The organism is Micromonospora halotolerans, assembly GCF_032108445.1.
GTDB lineage: Bacteria > Actinomycetota > Actinomycetes > Mycobacteriales > Micromonosporaceae > Micromonospora > Micromonospora halotolerans.
Genome location: NZ_CP134876.1, coordinates 169,940 through 182,815, shown reverse-complemented (window position 1 = coordinate 182,815; position 12,876 = coordinate 169,940). Strand labels below are relative to the sequence as shown.

Genomic DNA, 12,876 nt, shown 5'->3' with positions numbered 1-12,876 from the left:
GCCCGGTCAGGGCTCGGCGACCACCAGGTCGGCGTACTCGGAGTGGCGCTGGATGAACCGGGTCATGAACTCGCACTGCGTCACGATGCGGCCGCCGCGCTCGCGGATCTGGTCCAGCGTGCCCCCGATCAGCGCCGAGCCCACCCCCATGTTCTGGTAGCGCTCGTCCACCTGGGTGTGCGTGAAGACCAGCACCTCACCGCGCGGCACGTATTCGGTGAAGCCGGCCAGCGCGTCGTCGACCAGGATCTCGAAGCGGCGCCGTGCGGGGTTCTCCTCGACCAGGAAGCTCACCCGGCCATTCTCTCCCCGGCGGCGGCCAGCCGGTCGAGTTCGGTCAGCAAGCGGTCCACCTCCTCGACGGTGTTGTAGTGGTACACGCTCGCGCGGACCGCGCCGCCGCTGTCCCGCAGGCCCATCGTCCGGAAGTACTCGTAGGCGTAGTAGTCGCCGGAGGAGAGGCAGACGCCGGCCGCGCCCAGCGCCGCCGCGGTGTCCGCCGGGGTCGACCCGGCCACCCGGAACGACACCGTCGGGCAACGCCGGGCCGGCGAGCCGTAGACGGTGACGAAGGGGCGGGCGGCCAGCCCGGCGAGCAGTCGCTCGAAGACGGCCTCCTCGTGCGCCTGGGCGGCGGCCAGCCCGGCCCGGACCCGGTCCCGGCGGTCGCCGGTCGCGGCCGGATCCAGGGTGGCCAGGTGGTCCACCGCCGCGACCACGCCGGCCAGCAGCGGGAAGCTCGGGGTGCCGTACTCGAACCGGTCCGGGACCGCGTCGGAGGAGGGGAGCAGCTTGGCCGGGCGCAGCGACGCCCAGCGGGCCGGGTCGGCGGCCATCGCGGCCAGGTGCGGCCCGGACCACTTGTAGGCGCTGGTCACCAGGAAGTCCGCGCCGAGCGAGGCCAGGTCGGTGGGGCCGTGCGGCACCGCGTGGACCCCGTCCACGCAGACCAGCGCGCCCGCCGCGTGCGCTGTCTTGGCGATCGCCGCCACGTCCGGCACGGTGCCGATCGCGTTGCTGCCGGCGGTCACCGCCACCAGCCGGGTGCGCTCGGTGACCAGGTCGGCGTACTGGCCGGCGGGCAGCTCGCCCGTCGCCGGGTCGAACTCGGCCCAGCGCACCGTGGCCCCGGCGGCCTCGGCCGCCTGCACCCACGGCCGGACGTTGGCGTCGTGGTCCAGCCGGGAGACCACCACCTCGTCGCCCGGCCGCCAGCCCGCGCCGAGCGTCCGGGCCAGGGTGTACGTCAGCGCCGTGGCGCTCGGGCCCAGCACCACGCCACCCGGCTCCGCGCCGAGCAGGTCGGCCACCGCGGCACGAGCCGCGGCCACCAGGTCCAGCGACCGCCGGCCCGGGACGAACGCGGTGCTCCGGTTGCCGGTGGCGGCGGTCATGGCGGCGGTGACCGCCTCGATCACCGACCGGGCGGTCTGGGTGCCGCCGGCGCCGTCGAAGTGGGCGAAGCCCTCGGTCAGGGCGGGGTAGGCAGCCCGGGTGCGGGCGATGTCGAAGGGCATGCCGGGACCCTAACGCGCAAGGAAGGGCCCCTTCTTAACGCCTGGTGGGGGTAAAGGGGCCCTTCCTAACCGGTGGGTGGCGGTGTGGTCGTCGTCTCGTACCCTTGGCGGGGTGACGAACCGACGCGTTTCCCCCTCCCTGACCCCCACCCGCCGGGCCGCCGGCCTGCTCGCCGGCCTCGCGCTCGGCGCCGCGCTGCTGGCCGGGTGCAGTTCGGAGAACGCCTCCACCGACTGCGGCCTGGACGCCTGCACCGTCACCTTCCAGCGCGGCGTCGACGCCAGCGCCACCATCCTCGGCGTCGAGGCGAAGCTGGTCGGGGCCGAGGGCGACCAGGTCACCGTCGAGGTGGCCGGGGAGCAGCTCTCGCTCACCGTCGGGCAGCAGGCCGCCCAGGCCGGCGGCTTCTCGGTGACCCTGGACAGCGTCACCGACCAGCAGGTCGTCGTGCGGGTGGCCCGCGACCCGAACGCCTGATCGCCGCGCCGGGCGGTGGCGGCCGACGTTTGGAAAACCTCGCACCGGGAGATTGAGGCGCCATGTCTCTCACCCGGAACGCCGGAGCCACCGCCGCCCAGGCCGCGAACAGCAGGTGGCTCGAACTGTTGACCCGGGCCGGCTTCATCGGCTACGGGATCGTGCACCTCCTCTTCGCCTGGCTGGCCGTGCAGATCGCCTTCGGCAAGTCGGGGGAGGAGGGCAACCAGAACGGCGCCCTGCGCACCCTGGGCGCCCAGCCGCTCGGCAAGTTCCTCCTCGTCGCCATCGCCGTCGGGCTCTTCGCCATGGCGATCTGGCAGGCGTTCGAGGCGGTCATCGGCCACCGCTTCCTGCGTGGCAAGGAAAAGCTGTTCGAGCGGATCGCCTCCGTCGTCCGCGTGATCGTCTTCGTCTGGCTGGGCTGGACCGCCATCAAGGTCTTCCAGGACGCCAGCAGCAACGCCGCCGACCAGCAGCAGCAGTTCACCGAGAAGCTCATGGCGTCCGAGGGCGGCCGGTGGCTGGTCGGGCTGGCCGGCCTGGTGCTCGCCGCGGTCGGCATCGGCATGGTGATCTACGGGCTCAAGAAGAAGTTCGAGCGCAACCTGAAGACCGGCGAGATGAGCCCGAAGACGCACACCCTGGCCCGCCGCCTCGGCATGGCCGGGTACGCGGCCCGGGGCGCCGTCTTCGCCATCGCCGGTGTGCTCATCGTGACCGCCGCCGTGACGTACGACCCGGAGAAGGCCCGCGGCCTGGACGCCGCCCTGCGTACCCTCCGCGACCAGTCGTACGGGCCGGTGCTGCTCACGCTCATGGCGCTCGGCATCGCCGCCTTCGGCCTCTACTGCTTCCTCCAGTCGCGGTATCGCCGGGTGTGATCCTGGTCGATACGCGATAGTCCGGGCACCATTGGGCCTTTGCCCGATTCGCGCCCGGGCGGAGGGAGACAACGAACCGTGCAGACCTACCTCGTGACCGCCGTCGCCGCGCTCGCCGCGGCGGCGGTCGCGCTGTTGCTGGTCGAGGTGGTGCACCGGGCCACCCGGCGGCTGGGCCGGCGCTCGCTGCTGATGACCGAGCTGACCGAGCACTCGCACCGCTCGTTCCAGGTGGCCGCGACCGTGCTCGCCGTGCAGCTCGCCGTGCGCTTCACCACCCTGTACGCGGTGGGCAGCCCGTGGCGGCAGCTCGTCCTGCACGTCCTGGTGCTCGCCCTGATCGCCGCCACCGCCTGGCTGGTGGCCTCGCTCCTGGTGGTGGCGGAGGACACCGCGCTGGCCCGGTTCCGGGTGGACGTGCCGAACAACCGGCACGCCCGCCGGGTGCGTACCCAGGTGGTGCTGCTGCGCCGGCTCACCATCGCGGTGATCGTGGTGCTCGCCCTCGGCGTGATGCTGATGACCTTCCCCGCCGTCCGTGGCATCGGCGCCGGCGTGCTGACCAGCGCCGGTGTGGTCGGTGTGGTCGCCGCGCTGGCCGCGCAGAGCCTGCTGGGCAACGTCTTCGCCGGCCTCCAGCTCGCCTTCAGCGACGCCGTGCGCCTCGACGACGTGGTGGTGGTCGAGGGGGAGTGGGGGCGGATCGAGGAGCTGACCCTCAGCTACGTGGTGGTGCAGGTCTGGGACGACCGCCGGCTGATCCTGCCCACCTCCTACTTCACGAGCACCCCGTTCCAGAACTGGACCCGCACCGAGGCGGCGGTGCTCGGCACCGCCGAGTTCGACCTGGACTGGGCCATCCCGGTGCAGGCCATGCGGGAGGAGCTGCGGCGGCTCTGCGAGGGCACCGAGCTCTGGGACGGCCGGGTCTGCGTACTCCAGGTCACCGACGCCACCGGCGGCATGGTCAAGGTCCGGGCCCTGGTCAGCGCGGCCGACGCCGGCAGCCTGTGGGACCTGCGCTGCCTCGTGCGCGAGCACCTCGTGGCCTGGGTGCGCGACCAGCGCCCGACCGCGCTGCCCCGGCTGCGCGCCGAGGTGGGCGACACCGGCGGCCCGCTGCCCTGGCAGGCGGTGCAGCCGCGCCGGCCGGCCCGCCGGCGGCCCGACACCGAGGTCCCCGACGACGCGCGGGTCTTCGGCGGCAGCGACGACGGCGAGGCCCGCAGCGAGGCGTTCGTCGGCCGCGAGGACCACGCCGACGCCCGCCGCTGACCCCGTACCCCCCGGAACCCCCGGCCCCGCGCGGCGCCGGGGGTTCCGTGCCCGGGTCCCCGCTCGTGACCTCGGCCCCGGCCCGCCCGCGCCTCTGCCGGATGCCGGTGGAGCGGAGGCAGGTGGGCGCGACCGGGTTTGATCGGCCCGTTCCGGGGGACCTGCTGCGCACGCCCCGGATCCGGCCGCCGCCCGGCGGCCGGGCGAGGACATGGTGTGCGGCCGGGTCGACCGGCCGCTCCGCGCAGGATTGACGGGCGGCGACTCCGGGCATACAGCGCGGTGATGATGAAAGGAGGACAGCATGGCTGACGTCGCGAGTCGCAGCGCGTCCCGGACCGGGCAGGAGCCGTCCACCGCGGAACTGGTGCAGCGGGCCACCGAACAGGTCACCCGCCTGGTGCGGGACGAGCTGGCGCTGGCCCGGGCGGAACTGACCCAGAAGGGCAAGCACGCCGGGATCGGGATCGGTCTGTTCGGCGGCGGCGGGGTGATGGCCCTCTACGGCGCCGGCGCGCTGGTCGCCACCGTGATCCTGCTGCTGGATCTGGTCATGCCGGCGTGGCTCGCCGCGCTCATCGTCGCGGTGGCGCTCTTCCTGCTCGCCGGCGTCCTGGCGCTGGTCGGCAAGAAGCAGGTCAGCCGTGCCGTCCCGCCGGTGCCGGAGGCGACGGTCCGCAGCGTCCGGGCGGACGTGGACACCGTCACCGCCGCGGTGAAGGACGGGAGGCGGGGATGACCGGCAACGGAACCGGGGACGTGGCGGCACTCCGGGAGGAGATCCGCCGGACCCGGGTGGAGTTGGGTGAGACGATGGAACTGCTCGCCGCCCGGGCCGACGTCAAGGCCCTGGTGCGGCACTCCGCCGAGCAGGCGAAGGTGCGGATGCGCAAGCAGGCGGCGCTGACCGTGGCCCGGGTGCGCGGGCAGGCGGCGGAGAAGGCCCGGCTGGTCCGGGCGCAGGCGTACGAGAAGGGCGGGGCGGTCGGGCGCAACCCGGTGCCGTGGGCGGCCGTCGCGGCCGGCGCGGTGGCCACCGCGGTGGTGCTGCTGATCGTCCGTGGGAGGCGCAGGTGAGCAAGGGCATCGGCAGGGTTGTCTACAAGCCGGTCGGGGTGCTGATGGGTCTAGCCGCCGGCACCGTCGCCGGTGTCATCTTCCGGCAGGTCTGGAAGATGACGGCCGGCGACGGCGAGGCGCCCATCGCGACCGACGAGGACCGCCGCTGGGGCGAGATCCTCGCCGCCGCGGCGTTGCAGGGGGCCATCTTCGCGGTCGTCCGGGCCGCCGTGGACCGGGGCGGGGCGGTCGGCGTACGCCGGCTCACCGGCCGCTGGCCCGACTGATTCCATACGCACGAAAGGCCCCTTTCCACCTCGATGGACAGGGGCCTTTCGCACGGCCCGACCGGCCCGGCCAGTGGATCTACCGCATCCGTCAGGTCACATGTCGGAGAATTTCGTCCGGTAGGCTGTGCGAAGTTTTTGCGTACGTGGTTTGCTGTCTCACGCTGTTGAGAGACGCGTGGGTTGAGAGAAGTCTCCTTCACCGGGGGCCGCCTCAGGCGCCGCTGCTCGAAAACGGCCAATCGGCCGCACGGCGTGCTCGGCCGCCAGTTTTAGAAGGAGATACACATGGCGCAGGGAACCGTGAAGTGGTTCAACGCTGACAAGGGCTTCGGCTTCATCACCGTCGACGGCGGGGGTGCTGACGTGTTCGTCCACTTCTCGGCCATCCAGTCCAGCGGCTACCGCACGCTGGAGGAGAACCAGCGGGTGGAGTTCGAGATCGCCCAGGGTCAGAAGGGTCCGCAGGCCGAGCAGGTCCGCCCCATCTGAGCTGTCGGAGCACCGGCCGCGCCGGCCGGTGTGCAGAAGCCCCGCGTCCCTTCCGGGAGGCGGGGCTTTTCCGCACTGTGGACCCGCCGGGGCTCAGCCGCGCCGGCGCCGGGCCCGCAACCCGAACCACAGCGCGACGAGTCCGATGAGGACCAGCACCGGGCCGGCGACCGCCCAGATCCGGTGACCGGTCAGGACGCTGCCCTCGACGCGGCCCAGGCCCGTCACGGTCCACAGGGCACCGAGCACCACGGCCAGCAGCCCCACGGTGAGCCGGAACCAGCCCCTCATCGTGCCCCCTCCGCCGACGTACGCCCGGCTCCAGCATGCCCGCGGCCGCCGGCCCGGGGCGACGCCGCGCCGACGGGCCGCCGGTCCGGGGTCACCACCGGTCGTGCACCTGCGGGCGGATCAGCTCGTCATAGGTGGCGCGGACGGCGGCCAGCTCCACCTCGGTCAGCGGCGGCAGGTCGGCCGCGGCGGCGTTGCGCCGGGCCTGCTCGGCGGTGCGCGCGCCCGGGATGACCACGGTGACGCCGGGCTGGTCGAGGATCCAGCGGAGCGCGAACTGGGCCATCGTCCGGCCCTCGCCGACCAGCGGCGCGAGCCGGCGCACCGCCGACAGGCCGAGGTCGTAGTCGACGCCGGAGAAGGTCTCGCCGACGTCGAAGGACTCGCCGTGCCGGTTGAAGGTGCGGTGGTCGTCCGGCGCGAAGGTGGTGTGCTCGTCGTACCGGCCGGAGAGCAGGCCGCTGGCCAGCGGCACCCGGGCGATGATGCCGACGCCGGCCTTCGCGGCCTCGGGCAGCACCCGCTCCAGGGGCTTGTGCCGCACCGCGTTGAGGATGATCTGCACGCTGGCCACGCCCGGCCGGGCGATCGCGGTGAGCGCCTGGTCGGTGGTCTCGACGCTGACCCCGTACCCGGCGATCCGTTCCTCGGCGACCAGGGTGTCCAGGGCGTCGAAGACCCGGTCGTCGGCGAAGACCGCGGTGGGCGGGCAGTGCAGCTGCACCAGGTCGAGGGTGTCCACGCCGAGGTTGGCCCGGGACCGGTCGGTCCAGGTCCGGAAGTTGTCCAGGGTGTACGCCTCCGGCGTCTGCGGCACCCGCCGGCCCATCTTGGTGGCCACGGTCAGCCCGTGCCCGGGGCGCGCGCGCAGGAACCGGCCGATGAGCTGCTCGCTGCGGCCGTCGCCGTACACGTCGGCGGTGTCCAGGAAGGTGACCCCGGCGTCGACGGCGGCGCCCAGGACGTCGAGGGCGGTGCTCTCGCTGACCTCGCCCCAGTCCGCGCCGAGCTGCCAGGCGCCGAGTCCGATGATGCCGACGTGCCGGCCGAGCCGGTCGAAGCTGCGCTGTTCCACCCGGTCGAGCCTAGTGAGCCGCTTGCCGGGACGCCCGCCGGGCCGTACCGTCTAGCAAGACGTACGTACGGTTTGGAGGCTGTCATGTGGGACCCGAGCACCTACCTGCGCTACGGCGACGAGCGCTCCCGCCCCTTCCACGACCTGCTGGCCCGGGTCCCGGCGGAGCGGCCCCGCGCGGTCGTCGACCTCGGCTGCGGCCCGGGCACCCTGACCACGAGCCTCGCCGGCCGCTGGCCGGACAGCCGGATCGCCGGCCTGGACTCCTCCGCCGAGATGATCGCACGGGCCCGCGCCCTGGCCCGGGTCCGCAGCCTGGCCGGGACCGGCGTCCTGGCCGAGCCGGTCTCCTTCTCGGTCGGCGACGTGCGGTCCTGGCATCCGGAGCCCGACGTCGACGTGGTCGTCTGCAACGCGGTGCTCCAGTGGGTGCCCGGCCATCAGGAACTGCTCACCCGCTGGGCCGCCACCCTGCCGGCCGGCGCCTGGCTGGCGTTCCAGGTGCCGGGGAACTTCGCCGCCCCGTCGCACCGGGCGCTGCGGGAGGTCGCCGGGCGGGACCGGTGGCGGGACACCCTCGCCCCGCTGCTGCGCGAGGCGCCCGTCGAGGACCCGGTCGACTACGCCGCGCTGCTGGTCGGTGCCGGCTGCGCCGTGGACGCCTGGGAGACTACCTACGTGCACCTGCTCCCGGCCGCCGGCGGCGACCACCCGGTGCTGAGCTGGATGGAGGGGACGGCGCTGCGCCCGGTCCGCGCCGCGCTCGACGCCGCCGGCTGGGCCGACTTCCGCGCCGAGCTGGGGGTACGCCTCGCCGGGGCGTACCCGGTGCGGCAGGGTCAGGTGTACTTCCCGTTCCGCCGGATCTTCGTGGTGGCCCGCACCGGCGCCCGCGCAGAGGAGAACCTGTGACCGACCTGCCCACCTTCATCGCCGGACTGCCCAAGGTGGAGCTGCACGTGCACCACGTCGGCTCCGCCTCGCCCCGGATCGTGGCCGAGCTGGCCGCCCGGCACGAGGGGCGCACCCCCGTCCCGGCCGACCCGGAGGCGCTCGCCGACTACTTCGCGTTCCGCGACTTCGCCCACTTCATCGAGGTCTACCTGAGCGTGGTGGACCTCATCCGGGACGCCGACGACGTCTGGCTGCTCACCCACGAGGTGGCCCGGGAGCTGGCCCGCCAGCAGGTCCGGTACGCCGAGCTGACCGTCACGCCGTACTCCCACGTGCACCGGGGGATCCCGGCGCCGGCCTTCTGCGAGGCGATCGAGGACGCCCGCAAGCGGGCCGAGGCAGACTTCGGCATCGCGCTGCGCTGGTGCTTCGACATCCCCGGCGAGGCCGGGCTGCCGGCCGCCGAGCAGACCCTGCGGATCGCCCTCGACGAGCGGCCCGACGGGCTGATCAGCTTCGGCCTGGGCGGCCCGGAGATCGGGGTGCCGCGGCCGCAGTTCAAGCCGTACTTCGACCAGGCCCGGGCGGCCGGCCTGCGATCGGTGCCGCACGCCGGCGAGACCACCGGCCCGGAGACCGTCTGGGACGCGCTGCGCGAGCTGGGCGCCGAGCGCATCGGGCACGGCATCTCCGCCGCCCTCGACCCGGCGTTGCTCGCCCACCTGGCCGAGCGGCGGATCCCGCTGGAGGTGTGCCCCACCTCCAACGTGCGGACCCGGGCCGTGGCGACCATCGAGGAGCACCCGCTGCCGCAGCTCGTCGAGGCCGGCGTGCTGGTCACCGTCAACTCCGACGACCCGCCGATGTTCGGCACCACGCTCAACGACGAGTACGCGGTGGCCGCCCGGCTGCTGCGCCTCGACCCGGCCGGGGTGGCCGCGCTGGCCCGCGACGCGGTGACGGCCGCGTTCCTGGAGCCGGGGGAGCAGGCCCGGATCAGCGGCGAGATCGACGCGTACCTGGCGGCCGCGACGCGCTGAGCGGACGGGACGGCACCGGCCGCCGGGACACCCGCAGCGGCCGGCGCCGCCCGGCCAGGGCCAGCCCGAACCCCACCACCGCGGCCAGGGCGACCGCGGCACCGGGCAGCTCGTCGGCGGACCGGCCGGGGCCGTCCGCGTGCACCGGGTCCTGCCAGGCGGCGAGCGTGAGGGCGACGCCGAGGCCGATCACGGCGGCCCAGCGGAGCAGGCGGCTGACGGTCGGCGTCATCACGGTCACCTCACGCCCGGGGTGCGGCTCGACGGGAGAAGCGGCGCGCGGCGGGAGCGAGGTGTGGGGGGACCGAACTCCCGCCGCGCGCACTGCTCCGCCGACCGGAGGTGTTACGGGGCGTCCCCGGGCGGCGGAACTGATGGGTTCGGTCCTGATCCTGACAGCCCGACCCGGCGTCGTGGCCGTCGTTAACCGACACCTAAGGAAGACTTGCGGCGGCCCACAGCCACCGGTTCAGCGCGGGCGCGGCCAGCGCCGGCCGGCCCGCGGCTCCCGGGCGTCGCGGGCCATCCGGCCGACCAGGCCGAACCGGTTGACCTGCCGGGGCGTCGCCTCCGGATCGGCCAGCAGCATCACCACGCTGGCCCCGCCCAGCCGGGCCCGGTCGATGCTCACCGAACCGTTCGCCTGCAACGCGACCCGCTTGGCGATGTCCAGCCCCAGGCCCGTGGAGCCCTGGTCGCTGGCGCCCCGGCGCAGCGCCCGGTCCGGGTCGGTGATCCCCGGGCCGGCGTCGTCGATCCGGATCGCCACCCAGCCGTCGCGCCGGCTCACCGCCACCTCGAACGCCGTGCCCTGCGGGGTGTAGCGGAAGACGTTGCCGATGACCGCGTCCAGCGCGGCGGCCAGCTCGGCCCGGGGCACCGGCGCCGGGATCCGCAGCTGCGCGCCCACCACCCGGTGCGGCCGGTTCTGGTCGCCGGCGAGGGCCGACCAGAAGACCATCCGGTCCCGGACCACCTCGCTGACGTCGCAGGTCGCCGGCCCGGTCTCCTGGCTGACCGCCTTGCGGGTGGTCGTGATCAGCTGGTCGACCTCGCCCTCCAGGGTCACGATGGCCTGCCGGATCCGCCGGATGCCCCGGCGGCGGTCCAGCTCCGCCTCGCTGAACGTGCCGATGCTGGTGTCGTCGGACTCCAGCGCCTCGGCGTCCAGGCGCAGCGCGGTCAGCGGCGTCCGCAGCCGGTGCGACAGGTCGGCCACGAGTTCCCGCTCGTCGGCGCGGAGCGCGACCAGCCGTTCCGCCATCCGGTTGAACGCGTGCCCGGCCTCGGCCAGCTCCCGCGGCCCGGTCGGCTCGACCCGGACGCCCAGCTCGCCGTCGCCGACCGCGAGGGCCGCCTTCACCAGCTCGCCGGTCGCGTCGACGGCCCGGGCGGCCACCCGGTCCACCACGATCACCGCGGCGCCGACCAGCGCCAGCGCCACCGCGAGCAGCAGCAGCCACCGCCCGCCGCCGCCGGCGTCGAGCACCTCGTCCGGTACGAAGACCTCCACCACGGCGACGCGGTCGCCGAGCACCACCGGGTCCAGCCGGAGGACGCCGCCGGGCACGTCGCTGACCACCGAACGCCGCTCGGCGGCGGCCCGTTCCAGCGCCGCCGCGTCGGCACGGCCCGCGCCCTCGTCGACCCCGATCCCGTGTACGACGGGCCGCAGCGCCGGGTCGTCGCCGCTGGCCGCCACGGCCCGGCGGACGATCTCCGGGTCGGTGCTGACCGCGAGCGCCCCGGTGACCAGCGCGCTGCGCCGGGCCGCGTCGGCCAGCTTCTCCTCCCGCGCCTGGTCGGACAGGGTGATCCCGAGCGGGATCAGGAAGGCGAGCGCCACGAGGCTGCACATGCCGGCCGTGAGCCAGGCCAGCGAGTGCCTCAGTCCGGCGCCACCAGCCGGAAGCCGACCCCCCGCACGGTGCGCAGGTAACGCGGCTTCGCCGCGGACTCGCCCATTTTGCGGCGGAGCCAGTAGAGGTGAACGTCGATGGTCTGGTCCTCGCCGACCGAGGGCTGCCGCCATACCTCCTCCAAGAGTTCCCGCCGGGACACTACCCGGCCGGGACGTGCGGCGAGATACGCCAGCAGGTCGAATTCCTTGCGGGTCAGGGCCAGGGGTTCGCCGTCCAGCACGGCGCTGCGCTCGCCCACGTCCACCCGCAGGCCGCCGACCGTGTGCACGGCCGGCTGGACGGTGCGGCTGGCCCGGCCGGCCCGGCGCAGCACGGTGGTGATCCGGGCATCCAGGTGGGCGCCGGTGAACGGCTTGACCATGTAGTCGTCGGCGCCCGCACGCAGCAGCCGGACCACCGACTGCTCGTCGTCCCGGGCGGTCGCGATGATGATCGGCACGTCGGTGATGCCGCGCAGCATCCGCAGCGCGTCGGAGCCGTCCAGGTCGGGCAGGCCGAGGTCGAGCACCACGAGGTCGGGTGTCTCGGCGGCGACCCGGCGCAGCGCGTCCAGCGCCGTGCCGACGGCGTGCACCGCGTGCCCCCGGTCGGTCAGGGACCGCAACATCGCACCGCGTACGACGTGGTCGTCTTCGACCAGGAGGACGGTTGCCACGTCAGCACCGTACTCGGCGTGGCAAGTTGATCGCGTTGCGGCGCTCCTGCGAACCGGGCAAGCTGGGACGACGATGGCGTTCACTCTCTTCCCCGACACCCGCCTCACGCTCGCGCGCGACGCGCTGGCCGGCCTGTCGGTCGGCGACGCCCTCGGCGCGCGGTTCTTCGTGCCGGGCAGCGCGGCCGCCGCCTGGGCCGACGCGCTGCCGCACGGCCCGTGGCCGTGGAGCGACGACACCGAAATGGCCTGCTCGGTGCTCACCGTGCTGGCCGCGCACGGACGGGTGGACCGGGACGCCCTCGCGCTCGCCTTCGCGGCGCACTACGACCCGGCCCGCCGTTACGGCGCCGGCGCCGTGGAACTGCTCGAAGTGATCCGCGCCGGCACGCCGTGGCCGGTGGCGGCCGCGTCCGCGTTCGACGGTCAGGGCTCCTGCGGCAACGGCGCGGCCATGCGGGTGGCCCCGCTCGGCGCCTGGTACGCCGACTCCACCCGGCGCGCCGCCGACCAGGCCCGCGCCTCGGCCGAGGTGACCCACGCGCACCCGGAGGGGATCGCCGGTGCGGTCGCCGTGGCGGTGGCCGCCTCGCTGGCCGCGCGGGCCCGGCTGGACGGGGTCCGCCCCGAGCCGGCCCGGCTGCTCACCGTGGTGGCCGGCGCCGTCGATTCGGCCGGCGAGGTGCACCGGGGCGTACGCCGGGCCGCCGCGCTGCTCGGCCACCCGGCCGGCGAGGTCGCCGAGGCGCTGGGCAACGGCTCCCGGGTGACCGCGCAGGACACCGTTCCCTTCACGCTCTGGGTGGCCGCCACCCACCTGCACGACTATCCGGCGGCGATCCGCGCCTGCGTCGAGGCGGGCGGGGACGTGGACACCACGGCGGCGATCGCCGGCGGCGTGGTGGCCGCGCACACCGGGGTCGGCACCCCGGGCGGGGTCCCGGACGGCTGGCTCGCCGCCCGCGAACCCCTCCCGTCCTGGCTGACCGCCTCCGCCTGACGTGCCG

17 protein-coding genes are annotated in these 12,876 nt (G+C 74.7%); 10 read left to right on the top strand and 7 right to left on the bottom strand.

The genetic code is table 11. From position 1 onward, the window contains the following. Positions 1-6 precede the first annotated feature (6 nt). Positions 7-294 (bottom strand): GNAT family N-acetyltransferase, encoded by a 288-nt coding sequence (locus RMN56_RS00890; RefSeq protein ID WP_313721890.1) that lies wholly within the window; start codon positions 292-294, stop codon positions 7-9. Beyond that, a complete protein-coding gene (locus tag RMN56_RS00885) occupies positions 291-1,517 on the bottom strand; it encodes a cysteine desulfurase-like protein (RefSeq protein WP_313721889.1) in 1,227 nt (408 codons plus the stop codon). The genes RMN56_RS00890 and RMN56_RS00885 overlap by 4 nt, the downstream gene beginning before the upstream one ends. 112 nt (positions 1,518-1,629) lie before the next feature. Here RMN56_RS00885 and RMN56_RS00880 point away from each other — a divergent pair, with 112 nt between their 5' ends. From RMN56_RS00880 to RMN56_RS00850, 7 genes are all read left to right on the top strand, one after another. After that, entirely contained in the window at positions 1,630-1,995 is a 366-nt protein-coding gene (locus RMN56_RS00880; RefSeq protein WP_313721887.1) for a hypothetical protein, read from the top strand. A 62-nt stretch (positions 1,996-2,057) separates the two neighbouring features. Further along, a complete protein-coding gene (locus RMN56_RS00875; RefSeq protein ID WP_313721885.1) occupies positions 2,058-2,879 on the top strand; it encodes a DUF1206 domain-containing protein in 822 nt (273 codons plus the stop codon). A 78-nt stretch (positions 2,880-2,957) separates the two neighbouring features. Beyond that, positions 2,958-4,154, top strand: a complete 1,197-nt coding sequence (locus RMN56_RS00870) for a mechanosensitive ion channel family protein (RefSeq protein WP_313721884.1) — start codon at positions 2,958-2,960, stop codon at positions 4,152-4,154. A 304-nt stretch (positions 4,155-4,458) separates the two neighbouring features. Next, on the top strand, positions 4,459-4,893 hold the full coding sequence (locus RMN56_RS00865) for a phage holin family protein (protein WP_262283774.1): 435 nt from the start codon (positions 4,459-4,461) through the stop codon (positions 4,891-4,893). Continuing rightward, positions 4,890-5,231, top strand: coding sequence for a DUF3618 domain-containing protein (locus tag RMN56_RS00860; protein ID WP_313721883.1), 342 nt, complete (start codon positions 4,890-4,892; stop codon positions 5,229-5,231). Before RMN56_RS00865 ends, RMN56_RS00860 begins: the two co-directional genes overlap by 4 nt. Continuing rightward, a complete protein-coding gene (locus RMN56_RS00855) occupies positions 5,228-5,500 on the top strand; it encodes a DUF4235 domain-containing protein (RefSeq protein WP_313721882.1) in 273 nt (90 codons plus the stop codon). Before RMN56_RS00860 ends, RMN56_RS00855 begins: the two co-directional genes overlap by 4 nt. 288 nt (positions 5,501-5,788) lie before the next feature. Continuing rightward, complete coding sequence (locus RMN56_RS00850) at positions 5,789-5,992, top strand: cold-shock protein (RefSeq protein WP_091424054.1); 204 nt, start codon at positions 5,789-5,791, stop codon at positions 5,990-5,992. 93 nt (positions 5,993-6,085) lie between these two features. Here RMN56_RS00850 and RMN56_RS00845 read toward each other — a convergent pair whose 3' ends face one another. Then, entirely contained in the window at positions 6,086-6,283 is a 198-nt protein-coding gene (locus RMN56_RS00845) for a hypothetical protein (protein WP_313721880.1), read from the bottom strand. Positions 6,284-6,374: 91 nt separating this feature from the next. Next, positions 6,375-7,358 (bottom strand): aldo/keto reductase, encoded by a 984-nt coding sequence (locus RMN56_RS00840; protein ID WP_313721879.1) that lies wholly within the window; start codon positions 7,356-7,358, stop codon positions 6,375-6,377. Between the two features lie 84 nt (positions 7,359-7,442). Here RMN56_RS00840 and RMN56_RS00835 point away from each other — a divergent pair, with 84 nt between their 5' ends. Next, on the top strand, positions 7,443-8,270 hold the full coding sequence (locus tag RMN56_RS00835; protein ID WP_313721878.1) for a trans-aconitate 2-methyltransferase: 828 nt from the start codon (positions 7,443-7,445) through the stop codon (positions 8,268-8,270). Beyond that, positions 8,267-9,292 (top strand): adenosine deaminase, encoded by a 1,026-nt coding sequence (locus RMN56_RS00830; protein WP_313721877.1) that lies wholly within the window; start codon positions 8,267-8,269, stop codon positions 9,290-9,292. The genes RMN56_RS00835 and RMN56_RS00830 overlap by 4 nt, the downstream gene beginning before the upstream one ends. Here the strand turns inward: RMN56_RS00830 and RMN56_RS00825 are convergent. The 3 genes from RMN56_RS00825 to RMN56_RS00815 form a co-directional block, all read right to left on the bottom strand. Continuing rightward, positions 9,249-9,524: a hypothetical protein gene (locus RMN56_RS00825; protein WP_313721876.1), complete on the bottom strand. Its 276-nt coding sequence runs from the start codon at positions 9,522-9,524 to the stop codon at positions 9,249-9,251. The two genes, RMN56_RS00830 and RMN56_RS00825, sit on opposite strands and share 44 nt — an antisense overlap. Positions 9,525-9,761: 237 nt before the next feature. Then, entirely contained in the window at positions 9,762-11,150 is a 1,389-nt protein-coding gene (locus RMN56_RS00820; protein WP_313721875.1) for a HAMP domain-containing sensor histidine kinase, read from the bottom strand. A gap of 29 nt (positions 11,151-11,179) precedes the next feature. After that, entirely contained in the window at positions 11,180-11,869 is a 690-nt protein-coding gene (locus tag RMN56_RS00815; RefSeq protein ID WP_089155714.1) for a response regulator transcription factor, read from the bottom strand. 73 nt (positions 11,870-11,942) lie between these two features. Between RMN56_RS00815 and RMN56_RS00810 the strand changes: the two genes are divergently transcribed. Beyond that, positions 11,943-12,869 carry an ADP-ribosylglycohydrolase family protein gene (locus tag RMN56_RS00810; RefSeq protein WP_313721874.1) on the top strand — a complete coding sequence of 309 codons (927 nt, stop codon included), beginning with the start codon at positions 11,943-11,945 and terminating at the stop codon, positions 12,867-12,869. Positions 12,870-12,876: the final 7 nt, after the last annotated feature.

What these genes read in the sequence shown, in the direction of transcription:
- RMN56_RS00885 (WP_313721889.1), bottom strand. Translation starts at nt 1,517, where the DNA reads ATGCCCTTCGACATCGCCCGCACCCGGGCTGCCTACCCCGCCCTGACC.
- RMN56_RS00875 (WP_313721885.1), top strand. Translation starts at nt 2,058, where the DNA reads ATGTCTCTCACCCGGAACGCCGGAGCCACCGCCGCCCAGGCCGCGAAC.
- RMN56_RS00865 (WP_262283774.1), top strand. Translation starts at nt 4,459, where the DNA reads ATGGCTGACGTCGCGAGTCGCAGCGCGTCCCGGACCGGGCAGGAGCCG.
- RMN56_RS00860 (WP_313721883.1), top strand. Translation starts at nt 4,890, where the DNA reads ATGACCGGCAACGGAACCGGGGACGTGGCGGCACTCCGGGAGGAGATC.
- RMN56_RS00850 (WP_091424054.1), top strand. Translation starts at nt 5,789, where the DNA reads ATGGCGCAGGGAACCGTGAAGTGGTTCAACGCTGACAAGGGCTTCGGC.
- RMN56_RS00845 (WP_313721880.1), bottom strand. Translation starts at nt 6,283, where the DNA reads ATGAGGGGCTGGTTCCGGCTCACCGTGGGGCTGCTGGCCGTGGTGCTC.
- RMN56_RS00835 (WP_313721878.1), top strand. Translation starts at nt 7,443, where the DNA reads ATGTGGGACCCGAGCACCTACCTGCGCTACGGCGACGAGCGCTCCCGC.
- RMN56_RS00825 (WP_313721876.1), bottom strand. Translation starts at nt 9,524, where the DNA reads ATGACGCCGACCGTCAGCCGCCTGCTCCGCTGGGCCGCCGTGATCGGC.
- RMN56_RS00820 (WP_313721875.1), bottom strand. Translation starts at nt 11,150, where the DNA reads ATGTGCAGCCTCGTGGCGCTCGCCTTCCTGATCCCGCTCGGGATCACC.
- RMN56_RS00810 (WP_313721874.1), top strand. Translation starts at nt 11,943, where the DNA reads ATGGCGTTCACTCTCTTCCCCGACACCCGCCTCACGCTCGCGCGCGAC.